The organism is Paraburkholderia sp. 35.1, assembly GCF_050436525.1.
GTDB lineage: Bacteria > Pseudomonadota > Gammaproteobacteria > Burkholderiales > Burkholderiaceae > Paraburkholderia > Paraburkholderia tuberum.
Genome location: NZ_JBNDMJ010000003.1, coordinates 3,340,804 through 3,366,843, shown reverse-complemented (window position 1 = coordinate 3,366,843; position 26,040 = coordinate 3,340,804). Strand labels below are relative to the sequence as shown.

Genomic DNA, 26,040 nt, shown 5'->3' with positions numbered 1-26,040 from the left:
CGGCGAATTCGAACCACCGCTCGTCAGTACGCGACCGTCGCGATCTGGCGGATGAAGCGGCCCTGCTCCAGTTCGTCGACGAACGCGATCGCGTAGTCTTCGGCCGAAATGCGGCTGTTGCCGTCCGCGTCCACAATCAGCGTGTTCGCGCCCGTGCGGAACTTGCCGGTGCGCTCGCCCGGCGCGATCAGCGCGGCCGGCGCGAAGAACGTCCAGTCGAGATCGGTCACGCCGCGGTAGTACTCGAAGGCGTCGCGGTGCGCGAGTGCAATACCCTTGTACGCGTCCGGAAAGCCGTCGGTATCGACCAGTTGTTTGCCCGGTGCGACTTCGAGCGAGCCCGCACCGCCTACCACGACGACGCGCTTCAGCCCCGCCGCGCGCACCCCCTCGACCAGCGCGCGTGTCGCTTGCGTCAGGGCGGCGAGATCGCCCTGCGGCGGCGCATACGCGCTTGCGACCACGTCCTGACCGCGCACCGCCGCGCCGACGCTCGCGGCGTCGAGCAGATCGGCCTGCGCCGCATGCAGATTCGCGACGCCGGTCGGCACGCGCGCCGGATCGCGCACCAGCGCCGTCACCTGATGCCCGCGACGCGCGGCTTCCGCGGCAATCCGCGAACCGATCATGCCAGTCGCGCCAAACAGGGCGATCTTCAGTTGCTTGCTCATATCAGCGTACTCCTCAGGTTGTCTTATATGTAACTTTTATAGTTACATATAACGAGAAAAAAAGCGGGGCGCTCACCCCGTTCCTTTGTTTGGCACGCGTGCTGGAATAGTTCGACCCGCGCCCTACGACACTGCGCTTCTATCGTTCACCGCCGCCGCGTCTTGCGCGCGAAGACACGCTCAAGCACGGCGCTTGCGCTCGCGCTGCTTCTCCGAGCGGACCACGTCGGCGGTCGCGTCGGCGAGCGTGCGCGCGGCCAGCGCCGCTTCCATTGCCTGCTGCGCTTCGTCGATGATCCCGCTCAACACGCTCTGGATATTGCGCCCCACCATGCACGCTGGATTTGGCTCCTCGCGATGCAACGCGAACAACTGCGCGTCTTCCACCGCGCGGTAGACCTCGAGCAACGTGATCCGTTCCGGCCGCCGCGCAAGCAACGCGCCGCCACCGGCGCCCATCTGCGAGGTGGTGAGGCCGGCGTCGGAGAGCATGGTCAGAAGCCGGCGAATGAGCGCGGGATTGGTGTTCACGCTGCCCGCAATCATCTCCGACGACAACGGCACGCCGCCCTGTAGCGACAACAGCGCGAGCACATGCACGGCAAAGGCAAACCGGCTACTCGTGTTCACGGCAGATCCGTCCCGAAACGACAATGTGTAACCATCGTAATTACATATAATGCTAATGTCAAACGGCGAAACCGGATCGAACGGCGCGAGTCATTTATCCATCTGCTTCTGCGCGTCGGCGGAGTCGGTCGATGCAGTCGACGAAGCCGACGCGCCCGCATTCTGCGCCGACCACGCCTGCAGCTTGCGCCCCGCCGTTTCGAGGCCCTGGCCCGTGATCGACGCGGCCTTGCCGAGCTGCGCGTTGGCCGTGCTCGCCGCGTTCTGCAGGTTGGCCTGCGCGCTCGACGCGAGCGCGGCGGGGTCGATCTTGAGCGACGGCGCGGAGGCCGAGTCGAGGTTCTGTTGCGCGGCGTCCTTGGTCGCATCGACCTGTTGGCCGACGTAGCTCGCGGCCTGATCGAGCTTCTGACCGGCAAGCTGCGCGGCGTCGTTCAGCTTGCCCGCGACCTGGCCGGCCGACGCGTCGTTCTTCTGGCACGCGGCCAGCGCGCCGAACACGAGGACCACGACCGCCGCGCGGTGCAATAACGATGAGGAAACAGATGAAATCATGATCTGGAAGGAGCCGCGTCGGGCGGCTCGCACATGCGAAGACGTGCCCATGATACCGCCGTTGCGCGGCGCGCCCGCTTCGGATCGCCCCGGCGAGTTGGTCGCGGTTCTGTCGAACCTGATGGAGCTGACGTCCGCGCGATTCAAAAGGCGACCCTTCCCTCAACGATCGTCTTCGGCGCGCGCTTCTTGCCGCGGCAGTATTGCGAAGCCCACGCGCGCTGTATCGCCGACCATGCGCGCGAACCGCTCGGGCCACGTGATCAATGTTCCATCGATTGGCGGCTATCGTGCCGCGGCGGGCTTTGGCGTGTATTCGTCGACGAAGTTCGCCGTCGAAGGCATCACGGAAGCGTTGCATGCCGAGTTGAGACCGCTGGGCATTCACGCGACAGTCGGCACGCGGATCGCGCACCGAGTCCCGAGACCACGTGCAGCAACGAGCGTCGACTTGCAGCGGCGCTCGCCTCAACATCGCTCAACAGCGCCCCACAATTCAGAATCTTCCGACTGTTGCAGGCGAAACACCTCCCTATAGTGTCGCGGCTGCTTTTGGGGAGTGCTGTTTCGATGAAACTGATCGACTGGATCGTCACCCTCGTCATCATGCTGATGGCGATCGTTTTTTTCTGCGCGCGCCGGCTGCCCACCTGGTCGCACGACACCCGCGCTCGGCATATGAAAGGGACCCGTTTGCTGATGCAGGCTGCGTGTGCACTGTGGGCGGCGCTGCTGGGTGTCACGCACGGCCTGTTTGCCGTCGAGGGTCTTGCCGGCATTCGGCCAACACCGGCCGAAACGTTCGCCGGCATCGCCGTGCTGCTGGCATGCGGTTGCTACTGGTCGGTGCGCGGCAGAAGACTGCTGAAGCCGCGGCGGATTTTCGCCGGTTGATGCGCGGGCGAGCGCCATCCGCGCCGCACGATCGAGCGCCCCCTACCGCGTGCTGATTCCTCGCACCGCGTCGATCGAACGCGCGGACGACCCGCTGCCTGCGCCCAAGCCTGGTCCCGCAGCGCCCGGCACACTCTGACGCGCACCGCGCGCCGCCGGAGCCGGACCCGCCGCGGCGAGCGCAGCCGCGCCAGCCGCGGCCGGTTTCGCGCCCGCGGCACCGGCCTCTGGCAGCGACAGATAGAACGTCGTGCCTACCCCCTCCTTCGATTCCGCCCACACGCGGCCGCCATGTCGCTCGACCATCCGCCGCACGAGCGCGAGGCCGATGCCCTCGCCGGCCGCGGCATTGCCGTGCAGCCGCTGGAACGCGGTGAACAGGCGCGGCAGCGCGATCGCCGGGATACCGAGGCCGTTGTCGCGCACGTAGAAGATCCGCAGCGAATGCACGCCCGGCGGCGCAGGCGTCGTGCCGATTTCGACGCTGCCCTCGCGCGCCGGGTCCAGATAGTTGACCGCGTTGCCAATCAGGTTTGCGAAGATCTGTTCGAGCGCGGTCGGATCGCCCCATACCGCGGGCAGTTCGCCGAGGGTCACGCGCGCGCGCCGCGCACGGATCGAGCCCTGCATCGCATCGACGACACGTTGCACGATGTCGCGCACATCGACATTCTGGCGCCGGTACTCGACCCGCCCGACCCGCGACAGCCGCAGCAGCGCGTCGATGATGTGCGACGCGCGCAGCACCGCGGTCTGCAGATAATGCAGCGCCTCGCCGATGTCCTCGTCGACGATGCGCTCGATCCGCTCGCGCGTGCTGATCGCGAGCGACGAGTTGCGCACCGCGTCGCGCAACTCGTCGCTTGCGCGAATCAGCTCCCGGGAAAATCCCTGCAGGTTCACGAGCGGCGCGCGCAGGTCGTGCGACACGCTGTAGATGAACATTTCGTTTTCCTGGGTCTGCTGGCGCAGCGTCTCGTTGCTGCGCGCGAGCTCGGCGGCGCGCCGCTCGAGGTCCGCGTGAAAGCGAGCTTCGATGCGCTCGGCTTCGAGCAGTCGGCGGCTCGTCTCGTGCAAGGTCAGATCGAGCCGCGCGATTTCATCGCTACCCGCGCCGAGCGGCGCGAGCGGCTCGTTGCCGGCGAGCCGGCCCGCGTTGTCGGACAGCAGCGCGAGCCGGCCGCGCACGCCGCGCGTGAACATCCAGACGGCGAGCGCGACGAACAGCAGCGAGCCCAACGCGGCCGCGACGATCAGCGTCTGTTCCCGTTCGCGCACGGCGGCGACGGCATTCGAGCGCGAGCTATCGAGACGGCGCTCCTCTGCCTGGAACGCGCTCACCTCCACACGGAAATGATCGAGCACGTCGGCCCGGGTGAGATCGTGAAAGCGCGCGAGAATCTCGCCGGTCCGCCCGGCGTGCAGCATGTCCTGGATCCGGTCGGACCACTGGCGGTACGCCTGCACCGCCTGGCGCACCTCGGCCACGCGCTCGACCTGCGCCGGATCGTCCGCGACGAGTTCTGCGAGCTCGTCGATGCGCCGGTCGACGTCCATCCATACCGCGATCGGGGTGGTGAAATGCGCGTCGTTGGCGAGCACCGCGCCCCGCAGCGCGACCGATTCGGCCAGCACCGGATCGAGAATCTCCGTGGTCTGGCGCAACACCTCCTCGCTATGCATCGTCCAGCGCTCCGCCATCATCGCATCGACCTGGGCCTTCACGACACCGGTGAGCAGCGCGAGTTCGAAAACGGCCGGGATCGCGATCAGAAGCAGGCCTTTTGTGGTCAGTCTCATGCGTGCCCATGGGAGGGGTTGGCCCGCGGATCGTGCGCGGGGTCGGCACATTATGTCGGCGTTTGCGCGGGAAAAGAAAGAGGGACACGAACGCGTCGACGGCAGCTTCTGCCGTTCGCGCACATTGCGCCAGAAATGGGCATCGACGCGCCCAGCCAGCATCTCGCTGCGTCAGGATGCCGAATGAAAATGTAATTTAAATCGAATATTTCGCCCTCGTCCGGGTCAATCTGCGCAAGGGCGTCGATTTATGCACTTGTATGGTGCCACTCCTCTCTGTTCAGGTGCATGACGCGCTCGGGCGGCGCATGGCTCAGAACCCACCAGATACCCATCCCGGTGCCCGATTGCACCGTGTCGACGCGACCAGCACAGCTTTGGCCCGCTTCTTGCTCACATAGCGCACTTTTTTGGCATAAGCGGGACATATCGATGGAAAGTCTGAAATACGGCGCCGATACCGAGTTTCTTTTGATCGGCGCCGCCATGGTGCTGGCGATGCACGCGGGATTCGCCTTCCTGGAGCTTGGCACCGTGCGCAAGAAGAATCAGGTGAATGCGCTGGTCAAAATTCTGGTGGACTTCGCGGTCTCGACGATCGCGTACTTCTTCATCGGCTACACGATCGCATACGGCGTGCAGTTTTTCGACAGCGCGGCGACGCTCGCCCAGCACAACGGCTATGCGCTCGTGCGCTTTTTCTTCCTGCTGACGTTCGCCGCCGCGATCCCCGCGATCGTGTCGGGTGGCATCGCCGAGCGCTCCAAGTTCAATCCGCAGCTGTTCGCGACGTTCGTGCTGGTCGGTTTCATCTATCCGTTCTTCGAAGGCATCGCGTGGAACGACCGCTTCGGCATCCAGGACTGGCTCACGCAGGCTTTCGGCGCGCCGTTCCATGACTTCGCGGGCTCGGTGGTGGTGCACGCGTTCGGCGGCTGGGTCGCGCTGCCGGCCGTGCTGCTGCTCGGCGCGCGCCACGGTCGCTATCACCGCGACGGCGGTATCGCCGCGCATCCGCCGTCGAACATTCCGTTTCTCGCGCTCGGCGCATGGGTGCTGACGGTCGGCTGGTTCGGCTTCAACGTGATGAGCTCGCAGACGCTCGACAAGATCAGCGGCCTCGTCGCGGTCAATTCGCTGATGGCGATGGTCGGCGGCACGCTGAGCGCGTGGTTCGCGGGCCGCAACGACCCGGGCTTCACGTACAACGGCCCGCTCGCCGGGCTCGTCGCGGTGTGCGCGGGCTCGGACATCATGCATCCGCTCGGCGCGCTGGTCACGGGCGGTATCGCTGGCGTGCTGTTCGTCTACATGTTCACCTGCGTGCAGAACCGCTGGCGCATCGACGACGTGCTCGGCGTGTGGCCGCTGCACGGGCTGTGCGGCGCATGGGGCGGCATCGCGGCCGGGATCTTCGGCATCCATTCGCTTGGCGGGCTGGGCGGCGTGTCGTTCGCCTCGCAGGTCATCGGCACGCTCGGCGGAATCGTCGTGTCGGGGCTCGGCGGCACGGTCGTGTACGGCGTGATCCGCATGACGGTCGGTCTGCGCCTCGACCAGGAAGAGGAATACAACGGCGCCGATCTGTCGATTCACAAGATTTCGGCAACGCCGGAGTGAACGAAGGCGGCGCTCGCGGGAAACGGGAGAGAGGCGCGAATCACGCGCCTTTCCCCAAATGCGCGCGCCGATGTTAGACTTCGCGGCTGGAGATGGCATTCTCCTTTAACCGCCCTTGGGGCTGATGATGCCTGCTACGCCCGGTTATGCGGACGCGGCATCAACTCGCCCGCATCAACCGGTCTGTCGACATTCCGGTTTCGATCCTCTTCCATGTATTGGTCTTTTCTCGCTGTCGCGATTGGCGGCGCACTCGGCTCGCTGTTTCGCTGGTTCCTCGGCTTTCGACTTAACCCGGTCTTTAGCGATCTGCCGCTCGGCACGCTCGCCGCCAACGTGATCGCCGGCTACCTCATCGGCGTGGCGGTCGCGGGCTTCGCGCGCGTGCCCCAGCTCACGCCGGAATGGCGGCTGTTCGTCATCACCGGTCTGATGGGCGGGCTGTCGACGTTCTCGACGTTCTCCGCGGAGGTCGTGCAACGTCTGCAGGACGGCCGGTTCGGCTGGGCGGCGGGCGAAGTGGCGATTCACCTGAGCACTTCGCTGATCATGACGATTCTCGGCATCGCGACGGTTTCGTTGCTGGCGCGCTGAGGCGCACACGTTGGAGGATCGCGGACGCGGGCCCGAGCCGTCGGCAATCGGGCTCGCGCCTGTTTTCATCTGAGTTCGGTGCGAGCCAGCTCGACGATCTCGTCGCCGCGTCCGTTCAATATCGCCCGCAGCATATAAAGGCTGAATCCCTTCGCATGGGCAAGTTCCACCTTCGGAGGCATGGCAAGCTCATGCGTCGATGCGATCACATCGACGAGTGCGGGACCGGGATGCGCAAACGCCTGCACCTGGCCGGCAGCGCGTCTCACTGTGTCTTCGGCACCGACGTCGCAGGCAGCGGCGCGGGCCGCGCTGCGTCCCAGCGACTCTTCAGCACGCGGCGCAGCCTGGTCCTGAGCGGCAACACGACCCGCTCCTGAAACAGCACCGACGCCACCAGCACCAGGATCAGATAGACCGGATAGGCGGAAAAATGCGCGGGCACCTGGCTTGCCGCCACCCGGCAAACATGCGGTCGATGCACGCATGACAACAGCGAATACGGAATGCCAAGCAGCTTCTGCACTTTGAGAAAGCCGATAAATAGCGGGTATTGCAGCGCGAAGATCGACAACGAAGCGTTGCCGAGCCGTCTCGTCCAGGCGGCCACGCGCGGCGACGCGTTTTGCAGTGTGCTCGCGCAAACAAAAATCACCGCGACTTGCGCGGGCAAGAGTGCGCCGTTGTGAAGAAGTACCTCCCACGAACGCATTCCTGCCGTAAACAGAAAAGTGGCGCCGATGAAAAGTGCCCCTGTAGCGGCGAATATGATCCACCGGCAACTCGCGATCATGCCGGTAATGCTTTCGACGTTCGCCTCGAATATCCCGTAAGCGAGAATGCCCGCCAGAAACTCCGGAAGCCGCACCAGCGGATTGGTATGCAACACACCGATCGGCCACACCTGATACCAGCCGCCTGCAACGACGATCACGGCCGGCAACAGGCTGGCGCCCCACATCGCCATCAGCATCGTGGACTTCCAGCGCATCGACAGCAGGCGTGGCGCGAGCGCCGGAAACAATAAATAGAAAAAAAACAGCGTCGACAACGACCACGACGGAATGTTGAATGACAGATAAAAGGGATTCCAGGCCTGCAATAACAAGATCTGTAAAACCGCATTGACCGCCACTTCCACACCGCTCATGGTGTGCACAATCGGCGGTGCTGAATCGAGGTTGCTCAGTTCGGTGTCGAAGGGATGGGAATTCACAGCCATTAATGCAACGCTCAGCGCTAGCGTAACGATGTGAATGGGATAAATATTGCTAAAACGGTTGATAAAAAACTTCGATGCCGAAACCTTCATCGCTTCGCCAGTTTTCTTTTCCACCGAAACGTGCGATAGAATGAATCCTGACAGAATAAAGAAGATACTCGTCGCGCAGCCACCGAATTTGAAGAAGTCAGCCATTGGCATCGCCCTCGCCTCGGGGTAAATGACGAGCGTGTGGAAGACGACCAGATAGCAGGCCAGCAGGAACCGCAGGATGTCCAGCCCCGGGAGCATCGCCTTCATTTTGTTTTCCTTTTTCTTACATGGAAATATCGCTTCATTGCGCTTCCTTTCATTTTTATATTCTTTGATTTTTAAATTGAAAGCATTTACGCGGCTCGATATGCGGAGCATGATTCATGGAGGCGCGGCAACCGGTATGTGCGCTTCCGCACCAATTGCAGCTGCAAAAAAACACTGTGTGCGAAGATCACCCGAAACCAGCGCGCGCGTCTCTCCGCCCGCCATCCCGTTAATGAGAAAACAGTGACAAAATAAATGCGCAGAGCTGCGATGTAAAAAAACGCAACCAATAGGCGAGCAGCAGTTCTCGCGTGACGTCTTTTGCGCGAGGCGGCAGTTTCTTAAGATTTCACCCGAGCGCTGCTTAATGCGCTGTCACGTTGCTGACTCCATGACGAGATATCGGCAAGGACAGTCGTGTCTCAGAACACGGTGGACGGAGCGTGGGCAATGCCGGTGAAGAGACGCCACGCTTCAAATCGCGTGGCGAGCTGTTTGCGATAGAGCGAGGCGCTCAGTAGATGACTGCGTGCGTTCGGGCAAGCGAAACCCTCGCATCCGGCGCTCGCGTTCACGCGTGGGTTGATGGCTGTTTTCAGCGCGGTTGTTCACCCGCGCGCAGGCCTTGACGAACACGTGCTTCACATTCGCCAGCTCAGGGAGCTCTGTTTTCGCGGCCGGGTAGCTGCGAACCGCGTGGCTGATGACTGACGCCGGGAATCGATGGCCATGGCAGGAGCGATTTCGTCTTCTTCATCACGTCATCGTAGCTGACCAGCGCGCGAACGTGACAACGCCCGGCGAACCAATCCTCACGCCCCGTTCGGAATCCCTTCAATCGGACACTCCGGCGTCCCTGGCGTCGGGCGCGTCAGTGCTTCGACGCGGCGGCGCGTGCCGTCGGGGTCTTCGATCCAGTCGCGATAGAACCCAAACGGACAGGCCGCCACGCCGTTCGCGCCGTCGCCCGAATTGATCGTGCCCGTGTACCCGCGGTGCAGAAGTTTGTATAGATGGTTCTGCGACTGCATCGTGCGCCGCGCGTCGCGGATCATGCTCAGCGAGAGCTCCGCGTACTGCACGCCCATCTCCTCCTCGCCGCACTCGCCGAGTGTGCGCCCGTCGAAACCCACGATCGCCGAGTGACCGAAGTACGAATACACGCCGTCCCAGCCCGTGGCATTCGCCACGGCGACGTAAGTGTTATTCATCCACGCCATTGCCTTAGCCACCATCACCTGCTGCTCCTTGGCCGGATACATGTAGCCCTGGCAGCGCACGATCAATTCCGCGCCGTTCATCGCGCAGTCGCGCCAGATCTCGGGATAGTTGCCGTCATCGCAGATGATCAGGCTGATCTTCAGACCCTTCGGCCCATCCGTCACGTAGGTACGATCGCCCGGATACCAGCCTTCGATCGGCGTCCAAGGCATGATCTTGCGATACTTCTGCACGATCTCGCCGCGATTGTCGATCAGCACAAGCGTGTTGTACGGCACCTTACGCGGATGTTCTTCGTGACGCTCTCCCGTGATCGAGAACACCCCCCAGACGTTGGCCTGGCGGCACGCCGCCGCAAATATTTCCGTCTCCTCGCCCGGCACCGTCGACGCCGTATCGAACATCTCCTGCCGGTCGTACATGATGCCGTGCGTCGAATACTCGGGAAACACGACGAGATCCATGCCAGGCAATCCCTGTTTCATGCCGATCACCATGCCGGCGATGCGGCGCGCGTTGTCGAGCACCTCCGCCTTCGTATGCAGACGCGGCATCTTGTAGTTGACCACCGCGACGCCCACGCAATCGTTGCTGCTCGAAATATCGCCATGTCGCATGACATATCCTCCTTAAGTCCCTCAGATCGCAGGCGGACTTCGGGCCGCCCGCTCCGCTTCAGCACACGCTCACTAGTGGCTGATCATCCATGGTCGTCCTGCCGGCCGTTTGAGTCCGTCCGAAGCCGATCCCGCGAGCTTCGCGCTGCCACCCGAGCAGCAACTGCATCCCGCCCGATGACGCAACGGCGCCCCGTCACCGGACTGGCGCGGCGCGTGCTGCGCGCGCTCGTTCGTTGCGTGCGCGGAGCGCCGTGTATTCGCCATCAAGGCTAGCGACGGCGCGCTGATCACCCGGCCACTCTCCGCTCCGCACTCGGGACAGCGGCAAGGCTTTTCGCGGTCCGCCATGCGCCGCATGACGGAAAAGGGACCGCAACTCACGCATTCGAAGTCGTAGATCGGCATGACAAGCTCTCCTGGTAGCGTTGGCTCAGACGTTCGCCAGATCCGGCGAGCATGGCAAATCCACACCGCCCTTGATGTGCTGGATGGGCCCATCGGCATTCGGGCGAATGTCGAAGTCGAAGATCTGCGTCGGCAGCCACAAGGTCGCGCACGCATTGGGAACATCGACCACGCCGCTGATATGCCCTTGCACCGGCGCACAACCGAGCAACGAATACGCCTGCGCGCCCGAATAGCCGAACTTCTTCAGATACTCGATCGCGTTCAGACAAGCCTGCCGATACGCGACCGTCACGTCGAGATAATGCTGAGCGCCCTGCTCGTCGACCGAAATGCCTTCGAAAATGAGGTAGTCGTTGTAATTCGGCGTGATAGGACTCGGCTGGAATACCGGATTGCGAATTCCGTATTTCGCCATGCCACCCTTGATCAGATTCACGCGCATGTGTACCCAGCCCGCCATTTCGATCGCGCCGCAAAACGTGATCTCGCCGTCGCCCTGGCTGAAGTGCAGATCGCCGACGGAAAGTCCTGCGCCATCCACGTAGACGGGGAAGAACACCTTCGAGCCGCGCGACAGATCCTTGATGTCGCAATTACCGCCGTGCTCACGCGGCGGCACGGTGCGCGCCCCTTGCGCCGCCGCCTTGTCACGCGCGTCGCCCGTGAGTTGCCCCATATGCGCGGTCGCGGCGAACGGGGGATTCGCCAGCGGCGGCACGCGCTCCGGCGCGGTCGCGATCAGGCCGGTTTCGCGTGCGTTCCAGGTTTCCAGCAGTTTCGGATCAGGCAGACATCCGATCAGGCCGGGGTGAATCAGACCCGCGAAATTCACGCCTGGAATGTGGCGCGAGTTCGTGTAGACGCCGTGAAAATCCCAGATCGACTTCTGCGCGGCAGGAAAATGGTCGGTGAGAAAACCGCCGCCATTGGTCTTCGAGAAAAATCCGTTGAAGCCCCACTGGCTCTCGGACTTCGCACCGATGTCGAGCAGGTCCACGACCAGCAGATCGCCGGGTTCCGCGCCATGCACGCCGACCGGGCCGGACAGAAAATGGACGATCGACAGATCGATGTCGCGCACGTCGTCGGCGCTGTCATCGTTCTTGATGAAGCCGCCGGTCCAGTCGTAGGTTTCGAGGATGAAGTCGTCGCCGGGCTTGACCCAGCAAGCCATCGGAATATCCGGGTGCCAGCGGTTGTGCACCTGCGTGTTTTCGTAGGCCGGCTGGTTCAGATCCACCTTGATGAGAGTTTCGGGCATTGCGTTCGCTCCATGGTTCGAGAGTCGGTAAATGCGGTTCGGTGCGCCGCACTCATACCGAGAGGTATTCGCGGATGCGGTCGGTGTCGCCTGCATCGCGGGTGCTTTGATGTACGAAGCGGCCGCCTTCGATCACGAAGAGCCGGTCGGCGACGTCGAGCGCGAAGCTCAACACCTGCTCGGACACCACGATGGCGATGTTGCGGCTCGTGCGAATCTGATTGAGTGCCTTCGCGATGTCCTTGATGACGGACGGCTGAATGCCCTCGGTAGGCTCGTCGAGCAGCAACACCTTCGGATCGGTCGCAAGCGCGCGCGCAATCGCGAGCTGCTGTTGCTGGCCGCCCGAGAGGTTGCCGCCCTTGCGCCGTCGCATGTCGAACAGCACGGGAAAGAGCGCGTAGAGATCGTCGGGCACGAGCTGGCTGCGCGCCTTTTCGAGGCCCGTCTGGATGTTTTCCTCGACGCTCAGCGACGCGAAGATCTGCCGGCCTTGCGGCACGTAGCCGATCCCTTTCGCCACGCGCCGGTAGCTCTCGTCTTTGGACACGTCGGCGCCGCCCACCCGCACCGTGCCGCGATTGGCGGGCAGCATGCCGATGAGCGCCTTGAAAAGCGTCGTCTTGCCCATGCCGTTGCGGCCCATCACCGCGACGCTTTCGCCGTTCGCCACGGAAAATCCGATGCCGTGCAGCACCTCGCTCTGGCCGTAGCTGACCACGAGATCGTCGACTTCCAGCATGATGTGTTCTCCGTGTAAATTCAGTGGCCGAGATAGACATCGATCACGCGAGGATCGGATTGCACCTGCGCCATCGGCCCTTCCGCGAGGATCTTGCCTTGATGCATGACCGTGACCTTGTGCGCGATCCGCTCGACGAAGGCCATGTCGTGCTCGATCACGATCATCGAGCGATTGCGGCAAATGTGATCGAGCAGTTCCGCTGTGACTTCCCGTTCGCGCGCGCTCATGCCTGCGATCGGTTCGTCCAGCATCAGGAGTTCGGGGTCCTGCATCAGTAACATGCCGATTTCCAGCCACTGCTTCTGGCCGTGCGACAGCAGCCCAGCTTCGAGATCGAGCGAAGCGGCAAGACCGATCTCATCGGCTACCGCACGCACCCGGTCGGCCACTTCGGCATCCTCGCGATAGGCGAGCGCGCCGAACACGCTGCGTCCGCGCGGAAACGACACTTCGAGGTTTTGCGCGACGCTCAGGTTTTCGTAGATCGACGGCGTCTGGAACTTGCGGCCGATGCCCTTGCGCACCCGCCGGAACTCGGCGAGATTCGTGATTTCCTCGTTGCGGAACTTGATGCTGCCGGCGGTTTCCCTGGTCTTGCCGCAAATCAGATCGAGCAGCGTCGTTTTGCCCGCACCGTTCGGGCCGATCACGACGCGCAATTCGCCGCGCTCGAGATAGAGGTTCAACGAATCGATCGCCTTGAAACCGTCGAACGACACGCTCAGATCTTCGATCGCAAGCAGAAAGTCAGTGTTGCTCATGTGTCAGATCTCCTTGTTCGCTGCGCCGAGCCACCGGCGGATACGCGGCCGGGCATGCTCTTCGTAGAGACCCGCGAGCCCGTTCGGAAAGGCCATCACCACGCCGATGAACATCGCCGCCATCAGATAGAGCCAGAGATTAGGCAGGCTCTCCGAGAACCAGCTTTTGCCGAGGTTGACGAGAATCGCGCCATACACCGCGCCCACCAGTGACATGCGCCCGCCGACTGCGGCATAGATCACCATCTCGATCGACGGCACGATGCCGACGAACGACGGTGACATGAAACCCACCTGCAACGTGAACATTGCGCCACCGACAGCCGCGAGCAGCGCCGCGAGGCAGAACGCGAAGACCTTGAACATCGCGACGTCGTAACCGGAGAAGCGCACGCGGTCCTCCTTGTCGCGCATCGCGAGCAGCAGCGTGCCGAGCTTGCTGCGCTGGACCCAGCGACAGGCGAGCAGCGCGCCGATCAGCAGCACCGCATTGACGAAATAAAGAACCAGCTTCGCGTGGTCGGTGCGGATGTCCCAGCCGAGCAGCGTGCGCAGATCGGTGATCCCGTTCACGCCGCCCGTATATCCTTGCTGGCCGATGATCAGCACCGAAAGAATCAAGGCGACCGCCTGCGTGATGATCGCGAAGTACACGCCGCCCACCCGTCGCTTGAACATCGCATAACCGACGACGAACGCGAGAGCCGTAGGCACCACGAGCACGGCGAGGATCGAGAACGGTAGAGAATGAAACGGCCTCCACCACGTAGGCAGCGCGGTGAGCTGATTCCAGTCCATGAAGTCGGGAATGCCGGGCGTGGTCTGCGTGTGGGTAGCGGCCGGGTCGGACGCCTCAAGCTTGAGGAACATCGCCATCGCGTAACCGCCGAGGCCGAAGAACACGCCTTGTCCGAGGCTGAGCACGCCGCCGTAGCCCCACGCGATCACGAGGCCAATCGCCACGAAAGCGTAGGTGAGGTACTTGCCCATCAGGTTCAAGCGAAACGTATCCAGCACAAGCGGAAACACGACAACGATCAGCACCGCGAGTATCGCGATGCCCACGTAACTCGACGCGTCGAGCCGCATCGCGAGCGCGCGCCAGCCTCCCGGCGCGCTGGGACCGGATCGCGGGGAAACGCTCCCCGCCACGGCTTGGATGGGTTCCATGTCCATCTCCATACGAATTAATCAGTGAATGAGCCGTGCACGGCGCCCCGCACTCACACGCGCCGCACCTTCGACGCAAAGAGTCCCTGCGGACGCAGCATCAGGATCACGACGACCGTCAGCAGCGTAAGAACACGTGCAATCGAACCCGACAGGAAAAACTCGCTGATCGACTGCATCTGCGCGATGCCGAACGCCGAGGCCACGGTGCCGAGCAGGCTCGCCGCGCCGCCAAAGGTGACGACAAGAAACGAATCGACGATATAAAGAGAACCGCTGGTGGGTCCGGTCGAGCCGATCGCCGTGAACGCCGCGCCCGCCACCCCCGCAATACCGCAGCCGATCGCGAAGGTCATCCGGTCAGTGCGCCGCGTGTTGATGCCGGCAGCGTTGGCCATGGGCCGGTTGGCAACCGTGGCACGCACGCGCAGGCCCCAGCGCGAGCGGTAGAGCGCGAGCAGCAGTCCACCTGTCATGACCAGCGCGAGTCCCATCACGAACATGCCGCTGACTGGAATATCCAGGCCTGGCGCTGGCTCCCAGGAGCCCATCAGCCAGTCGGGCAGCGCAGGACTCACTTCCTTCGGCCCGAACGTCGAGCGAAACACTTGCTGCATGCCGAGACTCAGACCCCAGGTAGCGAGCAGCGTGTCGAGCGGACGGCGGTATAGATGGCGGATCAATGCCCATTCGGCGAGCCAGCCCGCCGCGAACGCGAGGCCGAACGCCGCGACGATCGCGAAGAAAAAGTACACCGGCGTGAACGCGTGCCAGACGTTCTGCGAGAACCACGAAAACATGTAGACGGTATAAGCGCCGATCGTCATGAATTCACCGTGCGCCATGTTGATCACGCCCATCTGGCCGAAGATCACGGCGAGCCCAAGCCCCATCAGGAGCAGAACGCTGAACAGGCTCAGACCGGCGAAGCCCTGCATCAGCGTGATGTTGAAAATGTCGGTGGCGGACATCGAGCGCTCCTCGCGCGGCGGCGCGTTGCGTCGCCGCGCAGCTGCGGTTGACGGATTACATGTAGCCCTTCGGGAACGGATTCGGCTGGATCGGCTGGTCGGACTGCGCGACGACCTTGAATTGGCCGTCCGCCTGGCCCTGGCCGATCAGCGAGCGGCTCCACAGGTGGTGATTCGCATCGACCTTCGCATAGCCCTGCGGCGCATTGGCCACGTCGATGCCCGCCGACGACGCCACCACCTTGTCCACGTCGAAGCTGCCCGCGCGCTCGCAGGCGGCCTTCCAGATCCATGGGCCGAGATACGCGGCCTGGGTCACGTCGCCGATCACGGACTTCTGGCCGTAGCGCGCCTTGAACGCAGCGACGAACTTCTTGTTGTTCTCGTTATCGAGTGCCTCGAAGTATTTCATCGACGAATAGAAGCCCGCGAAGTTGTCGCCGCCGATGCCGAGCACTTCGTCCTCGGTTACCGACAGCGTCAGCAGGAACTGCTTCTGCGGAGTGATACCGGCCGCCTTGAGCTGCTTGTAGAACGCAACGTTCGAGCCGCCCACCACGCTCGCGAAAATGCAGTCCGGCCGCGCGAGCTTGATCTTGTTCATCAGCGACGCAAACTCGGTCGTGCCGAGCGGGTAATACTCCTCGCCGACGACCTTCGCGTGCAGATGCTGCTCGATATGACGGCGCGCGATCTTGTTCGACGTACGCGGCCAGATATAGTCGGAACCAATCAGGAAAAACGTCTTGGCCTTCTTCGTGTTCGATGCCCAGTCGAGCGCCCAGAGAATCTGCTGGGTCGCTTCCTGGCCCGTGTAGAACACGTTCTTCGATTGTTCGAGGCCTTCGTAGAAGGTCGGGTAATAGAGCAGCCCGTTGTCTTTCTCGAACACCGGCAGCACTGCCTTGCGCGAGGCCGAGGTCCAGCAGCCGAACACGGCGGCGACGTGGTCGTTCTCGAGCAGCTTCTTCGACTTCTCCGCGAAGGTCGGCCAGTCGGAGGCACCATCTTCCTGAATGATCTGGATCTTGCGCCCGAGCACGCCGCCCATTGCGTTGATCTGCTCGATCGCAAGGCGTTCGGCCTGGATCGAACCGGTTTCGGAGATCGCCATCGTGCCGGTCGCCGAATGCAACTGGCCGACTGTCACCGTGGTATCGGTCACCGCTAGTCCGGTGGTGTTCACCTTGGCAGTGGGCGGCGTTTGAGCAAATGAAGTACGTGGCAGCCCCAGCGCCATCAACGGCGCGGCGGCGAGGCCGCCGATCAGTTTCCGGCGCAACGGCGACGGTGTGCGAGCATCATTATCGATTCGATCGTCTGCGGACATCACATTCTCCTTATCGGTCGCCCTGCGCTTCTTGCGAGAGCTGGTTCGAGGTTGGACGCAATGTAGAAAGCCAAATTGGCAACCGGAATACGTCGATTGACGTATTCCCCGCGGTCGCACTGGAATGTAATTTGCATCAGACACCGATCCGATCGTTTCCGCACCAATCCAGATCATCTCCATGCCCGAGAGTCACCCGTCAGTGGGCACGCCCAGTACCCAACGCATCGTCAAGGTGCGGCGCGACTACAATGCGTGGGTCGGCGACGAAACGCTTGAGGATTACGCGTTGCGCTTCACGCCGCGTTCGTTTCGACGCTGGTCGGAACTGCGCGTCGCCAACACGGCAATCGGCGCCGTGTCTTTTCTGGTGCTCGAAGCGATCGGCGGCAGTCTCGTCGTCAACTATGGCTTTACGAACGCGGTCTGGGCGATCGCGGTCGTATCGGTGCTCATCTGGCTCACCAGTCTGCCGATCAGCTTTTACGCCGCGCACCATGGTGTCGACATGGATCTGCTTACGCGCGGCGCGGGCTTCGGCTATATCGGCTCGACGCTCACGTCGCTGCTCTATGCCGTCTTCACGTTTATTTTCTTCGCGCTCGAAGCGGCCATCATGTCGCTCGCGTTGCAACTCTATTTTCATATCTCGCTGGCGATCGCCTATGTACTGAGCTCGCTCGTCGTGATTCCGATCGTGATGTTCGGCATCACGCTGATCAATCGGCTGCAAAGCTGGACTCAGCCGCTGTGGCTGGTACTGTTCGCGCTGCCCTATGCGGCTGTGCTGTGGCACCATCCGGGTCTGGTGCACGAATGGACGACCTTTGCCGGCTTCGCTGCACAAGGCCGCGCGTTCAGCGTGATCGCGTTCGGGCAGGCCTCGACCGTGGTGTTTGCATTGATCGTGCAGGTCGGCGAGCAGGTGGATTACTTGCGCTTCCTGCCGCCCCTCACTGCAAAGAACCACACGCGCTGGTGGCTCGCGCTGCTGTCGGCGGGACCAGGCTGGATCGTGCCCGGCGCCCTCAAGATGCTCGGCGGCGCATTCCTCGCCTTCGTCGCGATCCAGTATGAAGTCAGTCCGGCGCAGGCCACGCAGCCCACCCAGATGTACCTCGTCGCCTATCACCTGCTGCTCGATCCGTTTGGGCTCGCGAGCTGGGCGCTGCCCGCGATGACGCTGTTCGTGATCGTTTCGCAGTTGAAGATCAACGTGACGAATGCGTACGCGGGCTCGCTCGCGTGGTCGAATTTTTTTGCCCGTCTGACGCATAGCCATCCGGGGCGGGTGGTGTGGCTCGTGTTCAATGTGATGATCGCGCTGCTGCTCGTGGAAATGGGTGTATTCGAGGCGATCGCCAGGGTGCTGTCGCTCTACGCAAACATCGCGATCGCGTGGATCGGCGCACTGTTCGCCGATCTCGTCATCAACAAGCCGCTTGGGCTTAGCCCGCGTCATATCGAATTCAAACGCGCACACCTATACGACGTGAATCCCGTCGGCGTAGGCGCGATGCTGATCGCCGCCGCCGCCGCGATGCTCGCGCGAAGCGGCATGTTCGGCTTGCTGGCACAAGCCATGTCGTCGTTCATCGCGTTCGGCGTGGCAGTCGCCTGTGCTCCGGTGCTCGCGATCGTCACGCGCGGACGCTACTACATCGCGCGCGCCGCCCAACCCACGGGCAACGCCACTTCGCTTCGCTGCGCGATCTGCGAGAACGCGTTCGAACCGGAAGACACAGCCTTCTGCCCTGCCTACGGCGGCACGATCTGCTCGCTGTGCTGTTCGCTCGATTCGCGCTGCCACGATCGCTGCAAGCCGCACGCACGCTTCGCGTCGCAAGCCGATCGCGCGCTACATCGCGTGTTTCCCCGCGTGCGGCTCGGCCCAGCCGCGCTGCGTCTCATGCACTATGCCAGCCTCATGTGCGCGATACTCGCGGTGCTCGCGAGCGTGCTCTATCTGATCTGGTCACAGAGTGTGACCTCGCTCGCCGTCGACGGATCGTCGATCGACAGCGCGATCGGCCACAGTTTTCTGAAGATATTCTTCGCGCTTTCTCTCGTCGGCTGCATAGCGGCGTGGTGGTTCGTGCTGGAGCGCGAAAGCCGTCGCGTCACGCAGGAAGAATCGCAACGGCAAAACGAATTGCTGATGCAGGAAATCGACGCGCACCAGAAAACCGACGCCGCGCTCAAGCGCGCGACGGCCGCCGCCGAATCGGCGAATCAGGCGAAAAGCCGCTACGTGTCCGGTTTGAGCCACGAGTTGCGCACACCGCTGAACAGCATTCTCGGCTATGCACAGTTGCTTTTGCAGGCGAAAGAGGAGTTTTCGCCGACGCGCTACAGCGCCGTGCGAACGATTCACCGCAGCGGCGAACATCTGCTTGCGCTCGTCGATGGGCTGCTCGACGTCGCGCGTATCGAGGCGGGCAAGCTGGAACTGAACATCGCACGCGTGTCACTGGCGGATTTCGTCGCGCACGTCACCTCAATGCTGCGCCCGCAGGCGCTCGAGAAAGCGCTCGCTTTCGACGTGCAGACCGTAGGCCGCCTGCCCGCCACCGTGCGTACCGACCAGAAATGCATGGGTCAGATTTTGACCAACCTGATCGGCAACGCGATTCGCTTCACGTCCACGGGTACTGTGACGCTGCGTGTGAGTCACGTGCTCGACACGTTGAAGTTCGAAGTAGTCGACACCGGCCCCGGAATTCCTCCGGCCGAGATGGAGCGCCTGTTCCTGCCGTTCGAGCGAGGCGAAGCGGCGCATGCGCACGATCACGGCGCGGGACTGGGGCTCACGATCTGCCGGCTTCTCACGCAGGCACTCGGTGGCAGTCTGGAAGTGGACAGCGAGGTCGGGCGCGGCACGCGCTTCATCGTGCGACTGTTCGCGCCAGCAGTAAACAGCGCAGCCCACGCGCGCACTGAACTCGCGGCGATCCGCGGCTATACCGGGCCGAAGCGCGCGATTCTCGTCGTCGACGATCTCGCGGATCAGCGCGGCATCGTCGTGCAACTGCTGACGCCGCTCGGCTTCGACGTCGCCGAGGCGGAGAGCGGCCCCGACGCGTTGCGCTGGCTGGCGACACACAGCGTCGACGTGATCATCATGGACATCTCAATGCCGCTGATGGACGGCTACGAAGCCAGCCGGCTGATCCGCGAAAACCAGTTGTCGAACGCCCCGATCGTGCTGCTTTCGGCTAATGCATTTGCCGACGATCGGGAACGCGCGAGCGCGACCGGATGCGCCGGATATCTCGTGAAGCCGCTCCAGATCAATTTGTTGCTCGACAAGCTCGCGCAGTTACTCGTGCTCGACTGGATCGCATCCGAGCCGTCCACGTCCGCGCAAGCCACGCCGCCCGTCAGGCACGCGTCACTGGACCTCGCGTGGCCGAAAGCGGTGCTCGAGCGGCTGCGCGCACACCTCGAAGTCGGCTACCTGCAAGGCGTGATCGAACAACTCGACTCGGCGCGCGCGACCTGGCCCGCGCTACAGGAGCAGATCGACGTGTTGCGCGCTTTGGCGGAACGCTTTCAGCTAAGGGAGCTTGAGCATGAACTCGACCGACTGTCTCGCGCCGCGGACGTCTGAGGCGCGCGCGATGAACTCCACCGACGCGTCGCCCGAGTGGCTGCGCGAGCGTCCTGTCGTATTGATTGTCGACGACACGCCGGACAACCTCGCATTTCTCTCCGATACGCTTCAGGCGCATGGTTACGCGGTGCTGGTCGCGCTCTCGGGCGAAGATGCGCTCAAGCGCCTCGCACGCGTGACGCCCGACGTCGTGTTGCTCGACGCGATGATGCCTGGCATGGATGGCTTCGAGACCTGCAGCCACCTGAAGCAGGACGTTCGCCACGAACATCTGCCCGTGATCTTCATGACGGCATTGACGGAAAGCGAGCATGTGGTGCGCGCGTTTCGCGTCGGCGGCATCGACTATGTGACGAAACCCGTGCGTCCCGAGGAGGTTTGCGCGCGCATTGGCGCACACGTGCAGCGCTCACGTGCGCAACTCTATGCGCACGCGGCACTGTCGCTCGATGCGCGGGCGGCGCTGATCGTCGGCGCCGATGGCGCGATCCGCTGGCAGAGTCCGCAAGCGGCACGGCAAATTTCTGCCTACCGGGCCAGCCACGCCGATGACCTCGTGCAAGCGGTTGCGCACCCCATGTTGCCGCCGCTGTTGCGCGACTGGTTTGCGGACTGGCTCGGGCGCGGGAGTCCGGCCGGCGCCGTCCTCGAATTCACCGCGGGACACGTGCGGCGTTCTGCGAGCGCAACCTCCGCTCCCGATCCTGGAGAGTGGATCCTCACCCTCAAGGAGACCGATGACACTGTGCACAGCAGCGCACTCGCGGCGCGCTTCAATTTGACGGCGCGCGAGGCCGAAGTGCTGCTCTGGGTCTCTCGCGGCAAGACGAATCGCGATATCGGCGACATTCTCGGCATGGCGCCGCGCACGGTGAACAAGCACCTCGAACATCTGTTCCGTAAGCTGCACGTCGAAACGCGCGCGGCTGGCGCTGCGCTTGCGATCAAGGCGCTGGACAGGGCCTGAAATAGCTGAACGGTCGCGCAAGCGATGACGGAAACTACCTTGCCTCGTTGTTTTAGCCGAGCAGCCGCGGCACGCTCGACGCTTCGTCGGGAGCCACACGAGTTGCTGGAGTTGCAGCGCAAGAGACCCGATGAACGCTGTAGCCACGGCGTTGCGCGCGGTGTACACGGAAAGCAGAGGAAGCGGCTTGAATGTCACTTTCGAGCGTCCAACAGGTGACGCTTTAGTTTGAGGTTGCAACGAGCATGTAGCCGAGGCCCCACACCGTGCGGATATGTCGGGGCGAGCTTGCCTCTGTCTCAATCACCTGTCGTAAGCGAAGTACTTGCACGTCAACGCTGCGGGCACTCGCCTCATATTGAGACCCACGCGCGCGCTCTATCAGATTTGCGCGGCTTACGGGACGGTTTGGCGTCTCCGCAAGCGCACACAGGAGACGCATTTCAGCTGCGCCGAGTTCGACGATGCCCGCTTCGTCCGACATCAATTCTCTACGCCGAACGTCCAGCCTGAAGGCGCCGAACCGCAAGCATTGCGACTCGCCTGCGAGCAGCATCTCGCCCCGCACGTTTTGCAGGCGCACCTGAAACTGCTGCCGACGTAACATCGCCCGAACCCGCGCTATCAGCTCGCTCGGCAGAAACGGTTTCGCGAGATAGTCGTCGGCGCCAATCTCCAAACCTACGACCTTGTCCGCGGGATCGCCACGCGCTGTTAGCATGAGGATGGGGATTGTCTCTCTCCGAGCACGCAACCGACGGCAGATGGACAGGCCGTCTTCGCCTGGCATCATGATATCGAGAATCAACAGGTCGAACGGGTAGCGCTCGATCAAAACGTCCAACTCAATGCCTGTCTTCACCGCGCGCACCGAGAAACCTTGTGCCGTCAGAAAGCGTTGCAGCATATTGCGGATTTCAACATCATCGTCAAGCACGATGATGCGACCGGTTGGCAGATCATCTGACATGTGATTAAGCAGACACCTCTAATAACGCCTGTCTTTTAGTTCCTGTTTCCGATGCTACGCGGCGAACCGCTTGGCTTTGCTACAGCCGTCACGTGCCTCGGTGGGCGGCGACAATCTCGTCGAAGCGGGCTGCGCCGGGCGGCCTGCCGGCCTGCAGTTGCGCCTGCACTGCTTACCAATCCGCTTGATGTCTGCGGCGATACGTTGCACCTCAGACAGTGCCAGTGCGGCATGCAGTTCCGTAGCGATGGTCAATACCTTCTTTAGCAAAAAAACCGACTTGCAACTCGCTCACGCCTAACGCCTTCGCGCGCATCTGCATGCCACAAGAAGTTCCGTATGGTTCGACGAGCGGAATATACAAGGATTTCCGCACTGGATGTGTTGGAAAGATATGTCAAAAGATGTCATCGATTGTGCTGGCCACAACACTGACTGGCGAAAGCCCACGACCGCCCGGCGCCACCCGTATGTAACGGGCATGCCATCCTGACTGCTCATATTACAGCTGTCGCTCGTGGTCAGCGAGAAAGCGAGTGCACCCGGGCGTTTGCGGACAGAAAAACAGGCCCCGTCGATGACATTTCCTGACATGATTTGCTAACACCTGGTGTTATGAAATTCGCCTACATTTCTTCGATCGATCGTGTGCTGCAGCTTCTGCGATGCGCTCGCATTGCGGTTAGTCGCGGCCCCGGTCATCACTCGTTTGTAAGCGTTATTCTCTTCCTATGTCAGCTCAGATTCTTCTAATCGACGACGACGCCGAATTGTGTGATGCGACTCGCCGCTACCTGGTAAGGTGGGGTTTCGACGTGTCAGTGCTACATGACGCGCGTTCGCTCGAACACCGGCTCAAACACGAACGCCCGGACCTGATAGTGCTCGATCTTATGATGCCGGGCGTCGACGGCTTGACGGCACTACGTAGGTTGCGCGCATCAGGCGACGACATTCCAGTCTTGATGCTCACCGCCCGCGCCAACGAAGAGGACCGCATCGCTGGCCTTGAATTGGGTGCCGATGACTATCTCCGCAAACCGTTTAACCCGCGTGAGCTGGTAGCACGGATTCAGTCAGTGCTGCGGCGCCAGCGCGCCGTCCCCGATGCGGGCATTCCCCAACGACGGCAACCTTACACATTCGGCGCGTTCACGCTGGACTTTCAGTCGCGCACTCTGAATAGCGGAGAGACGTCTCTTACCTTATCTGCCAGTGAGTTTGCGCTGCTGCAGATTTTCGTTAATTCTCCCATGTGCACACTCACCCGCCGGCGTCTGCTCAAGTCACTTCATGGCGCGGAATCCGAGTCCGCCGATCGCGGCATCGACGTTCAGGTCTATCGTCTGCGCCGCATCGTGGAAACTGACCCGTCGACACCACGATTCATCCAGACCGTTCGCGGGTGCGGATACATCTTCGTGCCGGACCTCGAAGAGCATGCTGCCGGCACATCGACTCACCATTCGCATAACTGAGGTCTCTGGTTGCCCTCATGCTGCTGTTGCGCCTTTCGCGGAATATGCGCTTATTGCTTCGAGCGCGACCAGTCGCCAAACTACTATACGGTAGCAGCGGCCAAGTGGTGACCACCGCGAACGCCATGGCAAGGGTAATCGAAGATAAGTCGAGCGCCGGCTCACTGACTCACTCAGATATACACGATTTTTGAGCGGCCGTTATATCCTGGTCGCTATCCGTGAACTGGACGCAGTTGCGCATCGTCCCTGCGGCGAGCTTCGGACAGGATACAAAGCGGCCGCTATGCATCCCGCCCGCCCACGGGGCGGACTCGAATAGACTCAGGTCAATAGTACGCGGGAGCGACGATCAGTGGCGGTCGAGGGACTACAACCAGTGGCCGGGCCATTATTGGACGACCCACCGGAACGACTACACAGCCGCTCCGGAGCGCGCAGCAGCCCCATCATTCGACGTGATGAGGCGACCCGATGGGACATATTCAATACACGGTTAAACCAGCCGGGGGTATTGAAGCTTGCCTTACAAGCGCTTACTGCCGATGCTGCGCAGCGAACTGCTCGATCTGCTCAAGCGTCACGTACCCTTGATGCGTAGTATCGATCTCATCGAAATGGGCTGCGACGCGCGGCATACCTGCCTCCGCCTGTTCTTTCGTGAGCTTGCCGTCATGAGTTGCATTCGCGGCAGTAAAGCGCGCTTCCAACATCTGCTGCATGCTGCTCTGCGCGAACGCAGACGACACGGCGAACGTTGCAGCCAGAATAATGAATAAACGTTTCATCAAAGACTCCGTTAAGAAATGAATGGCGTGCACGGAATAGCCAGGGGACAAAGCTCCACCGAAGATTTCCAGCCGGCAGAATTCCAGGTCAAGCCATGCCACGACCATATGAGCGAAATCAGTACGGTGCGTAGTAGTAAGGTGGGGGGGCGCCATAGATTACGGCGCGGGGCGGCACGGGGCGTACAGGCACGACGATCGCTGCCGGACGAGGTGTTTCGATCGTATCTCCCTTTGCCGTGATGCATTGCGCGTACGCGTTGTCGTATTGCTGCTGCAACGACGCTTCGGTCTGATTGTGCTGCGCCGAGCCCGTCATGCTGCCGAGCAGCAGTCCGGCACCCGCACCGATTGCGGCGCCGGCACCGGCGTTGCCTGCCCCGGCGCCGATCAGAGCCCCGGCCGCAGCGCCTCCAGCTGTGCCGACGGCGGTAGCAGCAAGTCCGGAGGTTGCCGCCTGATGCGAGACCGCCGCCGGATTCACGACCTGCGTCGCGTAGGTGCGGCAGCTATAGTCGTCCTGCTGGAACTGGTTGAGGGTCTTGCCGTTCGCTGGGACCGCCATGACGGTAGGCGCACTCGGCGGCGTAACCGCACACCCCGCCATGCCCAACCCAACAGCGAGGCTGACAAGCAGTGGCGCGATACGAGTCGATGTCAGATTCTGGTTCATTGATAGTGCTCTCAAGATGATGCGGCGCGAAGTAAGCGCTCAGAAGTGGTAAGCAGCGCCCACCGATCCAAATAGTGCCAGCGCGCGAACGCACCGAAGTCGAAGGACGTTGCGATATCTCCGATGCCGTTGAGCACCGCCGCATAGTCCTGGTTGCGGCCCAGCTGAACGCCGATCAGCGGGCCCACCGCAACACTCGGCCCCAACGGGTAGGCGACGCCGCCCGTGAGCCCCTGCACGAAGATTGCCCCGTTCAACAGCGACAGCATGGGCAACGGCAGCACACGATGGGACTTGCTGCCTTCATAGTTGGGCAACGTGGTCAGGTTGATGCCCACGCTATTGCCCGGCGACGACTGCGCCAACGCTGGTGAGTAAGGCAGGCACTCAGTGGCGATGACGGCGAGCGCGCCCAGCCACCGTCGTGCGCGGCCTCGCTTGAGAACCGCGGCGACAAAGCGATAGTCATGCATGTTCAAGCCCATCTATCGATGGTTGCCCGGAGAACCGCAACGCCCACGCTGATATCAATCGCCAGGGACCCCGCAGGCGCCTTGCCAACAGCCATAGAAATTGCCGCACTGGCAGCAGACACGAGAACGATTTTAAATTTCACTGCACACTCTCCATGTGATGGATTCGCCCCACTGGCGAACCCCGCATGACACAGCCGCCAATGTAGAGAACCTCTGCGCTACATGTTGTTGGAAATGTGTTGCATGTCATGTCAAGCCACGTCGCGGGGAAGCGATACCGCACGAGTGGACATAACAGGGCC

The 26,040-nt window shown here is 62.3% G+C and carries 23 protein-coding genes, 3 pseudogenes and 1 riboswitch; of the genes and pseudogenes, 7 read left to right on the top strand and 19 right to left on the bottom strand.

Annotated features, from left to right (window positions below; genetic code table 11):
- Positions 1-23 precede the first annotated feature (23 nt).
- The 3 genes from OKW27_RS35760 to OKW27_RS35750 form a co-directional block, all read right to left on the bottom strand.
- On the bottom strand, positions 24-671 hold the full coding sequence (locus tag OKW27_RS35760) for an NAD(P)-dependent oxidoreductase (RefSeq protein WP_429336233.1): 648 nt from the start codon (positions 669-671) through the stop codon (positions 24-26).
- A 180-nt stretch (positions 672-851) separates the two neighbouring features.
- The gene (locus OKW27_RS35755; protein WP_090804091.1) at positions 852-1,301 is read right to left on the bottom strand and encodes an Rrf2 family transcriptional regulator; all 450 of its coding nucleotides are present in this window, start codon (positions 1,299-1,301) and stop codon (positions 852-854) included.
- 90 nt (positions 1,302-1,391) lie between these two features.
- On the bottom strand, positions 1,392-1,856 hold the full coding sequence (locus OKW27_RS35750) for a hypothetical protein (protein WP_429336232.1): 465 nt from the start codon (positions 1,854-1,856) through the stop codon (positions 1,392-1,394).
- Between OKW27_RS35750 and OKW27_RS35745 the strand changes: the two are divergent.
- Both OKW27_RS35745 and OKW27_RS35740 read left to right on the top strand, forming a co-directional pair.
- A pseudogene (locus tag OKW27_RS35745) lies at positions 1,855-2,253 on the top strand (SDR family NAD(P)-dependent oxidoreductase); the annotation flags it as partial. The gene OKW27_RS35750 and the pseudogene OKW27_RS35745 overlap by 2 nt on opposite strands.
- A gap of 173 nt (positions 2,254-2,426) precedes the next feature.
- A complete protein-coding gene (locus OKW27_RS35740; protein ID WP_090804088.1) occupies positions 2,427-2,750 on the top strand; it encodes a hypothetical protein in 324 nt (107 codons plus the stop codon).
- A gap of 42 nt (positions 2,751-2,792) precedes the next feature.
- Here the strand turns inward: OKW27_RS35740 and OKW27_RS35735 are convergent, their stop codons facing one another.
- Positions 2,793-4,550 carry a sensor histidine kinase gene (locus OKW27_RS35735; RefSeq protein ID WP_429336231.1) on the bottom strand — a complete coding sequence of 586 codons (1,758 nt, stop codon included), beginning with the start codon at positions 4,548-4,550 and terminating at the stop codon, positions 2,793-2,795.
- Between the two features lie 432 nt (positions 4,551-4,982).
- On the opposite strand from OKW27_RS35735, the gene OKW27_RS35730 reads away from it, so the two are divergent.
- Complete coding sequence (locus OKW27_RS35730) at positions 4,983-6,170, top strand: ammonium transporter (RefSeq protein WP_090804085.1); 1,188 nt, start codon at positions 4,983-4,985, stop codon at positions 6,168-6,170.
- Positions 6,171-6,249: 79 nt separating this feature from the next.
- Positions 6,250-6,311: riboswitch (Fluoride riboswitch) on the top strand.
- Positions 6,312-6,383: 72 nt separating this feature from the next.
- A complete protein-coding gene (crcB, locus tag OKW27_RS35725) occupies positions 6,384-6,764 on the top strand; it encodes a fluoride efflux transporter CrcB (RefSeq protein ID WP_090804083.1) in 381 nt (126 codons plus the stop codon).
- Positions 6,765-6,829: 65 nt separating this feature from the next.
- Here crcB and OKW27_RS35720 read toward each other — a convergent pair.
- The 11 genes and pseudogenes from OKW27_RS35720 to urtA form a co-directional block, all read right to left on the bottom strand.
- Positions 6,830-7,006 (bottom strand): annotated as a pseudogene (locus OKW27_RS35720) (ubiquinone-dependent pyruvate dehydrogenase); the annotation flags it as partial.
- A gap of 23 nt (positions 7,007-7,029) precedes the next feature.
- Entirely contained in the window at positions 7,030-8,286 is a 1,257-nt protein-coding gene (locus OKW27_RS35715) for an acyltransferase family protein (protein WP_429336230.1), read from the bottom strand.
- 422 nt (positions 8,287-8,708) lie between these two features.
- Positions 8,709-9,003 (bottom strand): annotated as a pseudogene (locus OKW27_RS35710) (IS6 family transposase); the annotation flags it as partial.
- A gap of 95 nt (positions 9,004-9,098) precedes the next feature.
- Positions 9,099-10,124: an aliphatic amidase gene (locus OKW27_RS35705; protein ID WP_184039871.1), complete on the bottom strand. Its 1,026-nt coding sequence runs from the start codon at positions 10,122-10,124 to the stop codon at positions 9,099-9,101.
- A gap of 72 nt (positions 10,125-10,196) precedes the next feature.
- Positions 10,197-10,532, bottom strand: a complete 336-nt coding sequence (locus OKW27_RS35700; protein WP_429336229.1) for an FmdB family zinc ribbon protein — start codon at positions 10,530-10,532, stop codon at positions 10,197-10,199.
- A gap of 25 nt (positions 10,533-10,557) precedes the next feature.
- A complete protein-coding gene (gene fmdA / locus OKW27_RS35695) occupies positions 10,558-11,796 on the bottom strand; it encodes a formamidase (protein WP_429336228.1) in 1,239 nt (412 codons plus the stop codon).
- A 52-nt stretch (positions 11,797-11,848) separates the two neighbouring features.
- Positions 11,849-12,538 carry an urea ABC transporter ATP-binding subunit UrtE gene (urtE, locus tag OKW27_RS35690; protein ID WP_187619074.1) on the bottom strand — a complete coding sequence of 230 codons (690 nt, stop codon included), beginning with the start codon at positions 12,536-12,538 and terminating at the stop codon, positions 11,849-11,851.
- A gap of 20 nt (positions 12,539-12,558) precedes the next feature.
- The gene (urtD, locus tag OKW27_RS35685) at positions 12,559-13,302 is read right to left on the bottom strand and encodes an urea ABC transporter ATP-binding protein UrtD (protein WP_090804072.1); all 744 of its coding nucleotides are present in this window, start codon (positions 13,300-13,302) and stop codon (positions 12,559-12,561) included.
- Positions 13,303-13,305: 3 nt separating this feature from the next.
- Positions 13,306-14,472, bottom strand: coding sequence for an urea ABC transporter permease subunit UrtC (gene urtC, locus OKW27_RS35680; RefSeq protein ID WP_429336227.1), 1,167 nt, complete (start codon positions 14,470-14,472; stop codon positions 13,306-13,308).
- 53 nt (positions 14,473-14,525) lie between these two features.
- Positions 14,526-15,443: an urea ABC transporter permease subunit UrtB gene (gene urtB, locus OKW27_RS35675; RefSeq protein ID WP_090804070.1), complete on the bottom strand. Its 918-nt coding sequence runs from the start codon at positions 15,441-15,443 to the stop codon at positions 14,526-14,528.
- Between the two features lie 55 nt (positions 15,444-15,498).
- Positions 15,499-16,773, bottom strand: a complete 1,275-nt coding sequence (gene urtA / locus OKW27_RS35670; protein WP_429336226.1) for an urea ABC transporter substrate-binding protein — start codon at positions 16,771-16,773, stop codon at positions 15,499-15,501.
- A gap of 181 nt (positions 16,774-16,954) precedes the next feature.
- On the opposite strand from urtA, the gene OKW27_RS35665 reads away from it, so the two are divergent.
- Together OKW27_RS35665 and OKW27_RS35660 are read left to right on the top strand one after the other, a co-directional pair.
- On the top strand, positions 16,955-20,383 hold the full coding sequence (locus OKW27_RS35665; RefSeq protein WP_429336225.1) for a hybrid sensor histidine kinase/response regulator: 3,429 nt from the start codon (positions 16,955-16,957) through the stop codon (positions 20,381-20,383).
- Between the two features lie 10 nt (positions 20,384-20,393).
- Positions 20,394-21,353, top strand: a complete 960-nt coding sequence (locus tag OKW27_RS35660; RefSeq protein WP_429336631.1) for a response regulator — start codon at positions 20,394-20,396, stop codon at positions 21,351-21,353.
- 223 nt (positions 21,354-21,576) lie between these two features.
- On the opposite strand, the gene OKW27_RS35655 is transcribed toward OKW27_RS35660, so the two are convergent.
- Positions 21,577-22,323 carry a response regulator gene (locus tag OKW27_RS35655; protein WP_429336224.1) on the bottom strand — a complete coding sequence of 249 codons (747 nt, stop codon included), beginning with the start codon at positions 22,321-22,323 and terminating at the stop codon, positions 21,577-21,579.
- A 731-nt stretch (positions 22,324-23,054) separates the two neighbouring features.
- On the opposite strand from OKW27_RS35655, the gene OKW27_RS35650 reads away from it, so the two are divergent.
- A complete protein-coding gene (locus tag OKW27_RS35650; RefSeq protein ID WP_429336223.1) occupies positions 23,055-23,801 on the top strand; it encodes a response regulator in 747 nt (248 codons plus the stop codon).
- A 536-nt stretch (positions 23,802-24,337) separates the two neighbouring features.
- Here the strand turns inward: OKW27_RS35650 and OKW27_RS35645 are convergent.
- The 3 genes from OKW27_RS35645 to OKW27_RS35635 all read right to left on the bottom strand — a co-directional run bounded on the left by OKW27_RS35645 (position 24,338) and on the right by OKW27_RS35635 (position 25,735).
- Entirely contained in the window at positions 24,338-24,589 is a 252-nt protein-coding gene (locus tag OKW27_RS35645; RefSeq protein WP_184062163.1) for an EF-hand domain-containing protein, read from the bottom strand.
- A 118-nt stretch (positions 24,590-24,707) separates the two neighbouring features.
- Positions 24,708-25,154, bottom strand: a complete 447-nt coding sequence (locus tag OKW27_RS35640) for a glycine zipper domain-containing protein (protein ID WP_090804059.1) — start codon at positions 25,152-25,154, stop codon at positions 24,708-24,710.
- Between the two features lie 119 nt (positions 25,155-25,273).
- Complete coding sequence (locus tag OKW27_RS35635) at positions 25,274-25,735, bottom strand: MipA/OmpV family protein (protein ID WP_429336630.1); 462 nt, start codon at positions 25,733-25,735, stop codon at positions 25,274-25,276.
- Positions 25,736-26,040 lie beyond the last annotated feature (305 nt).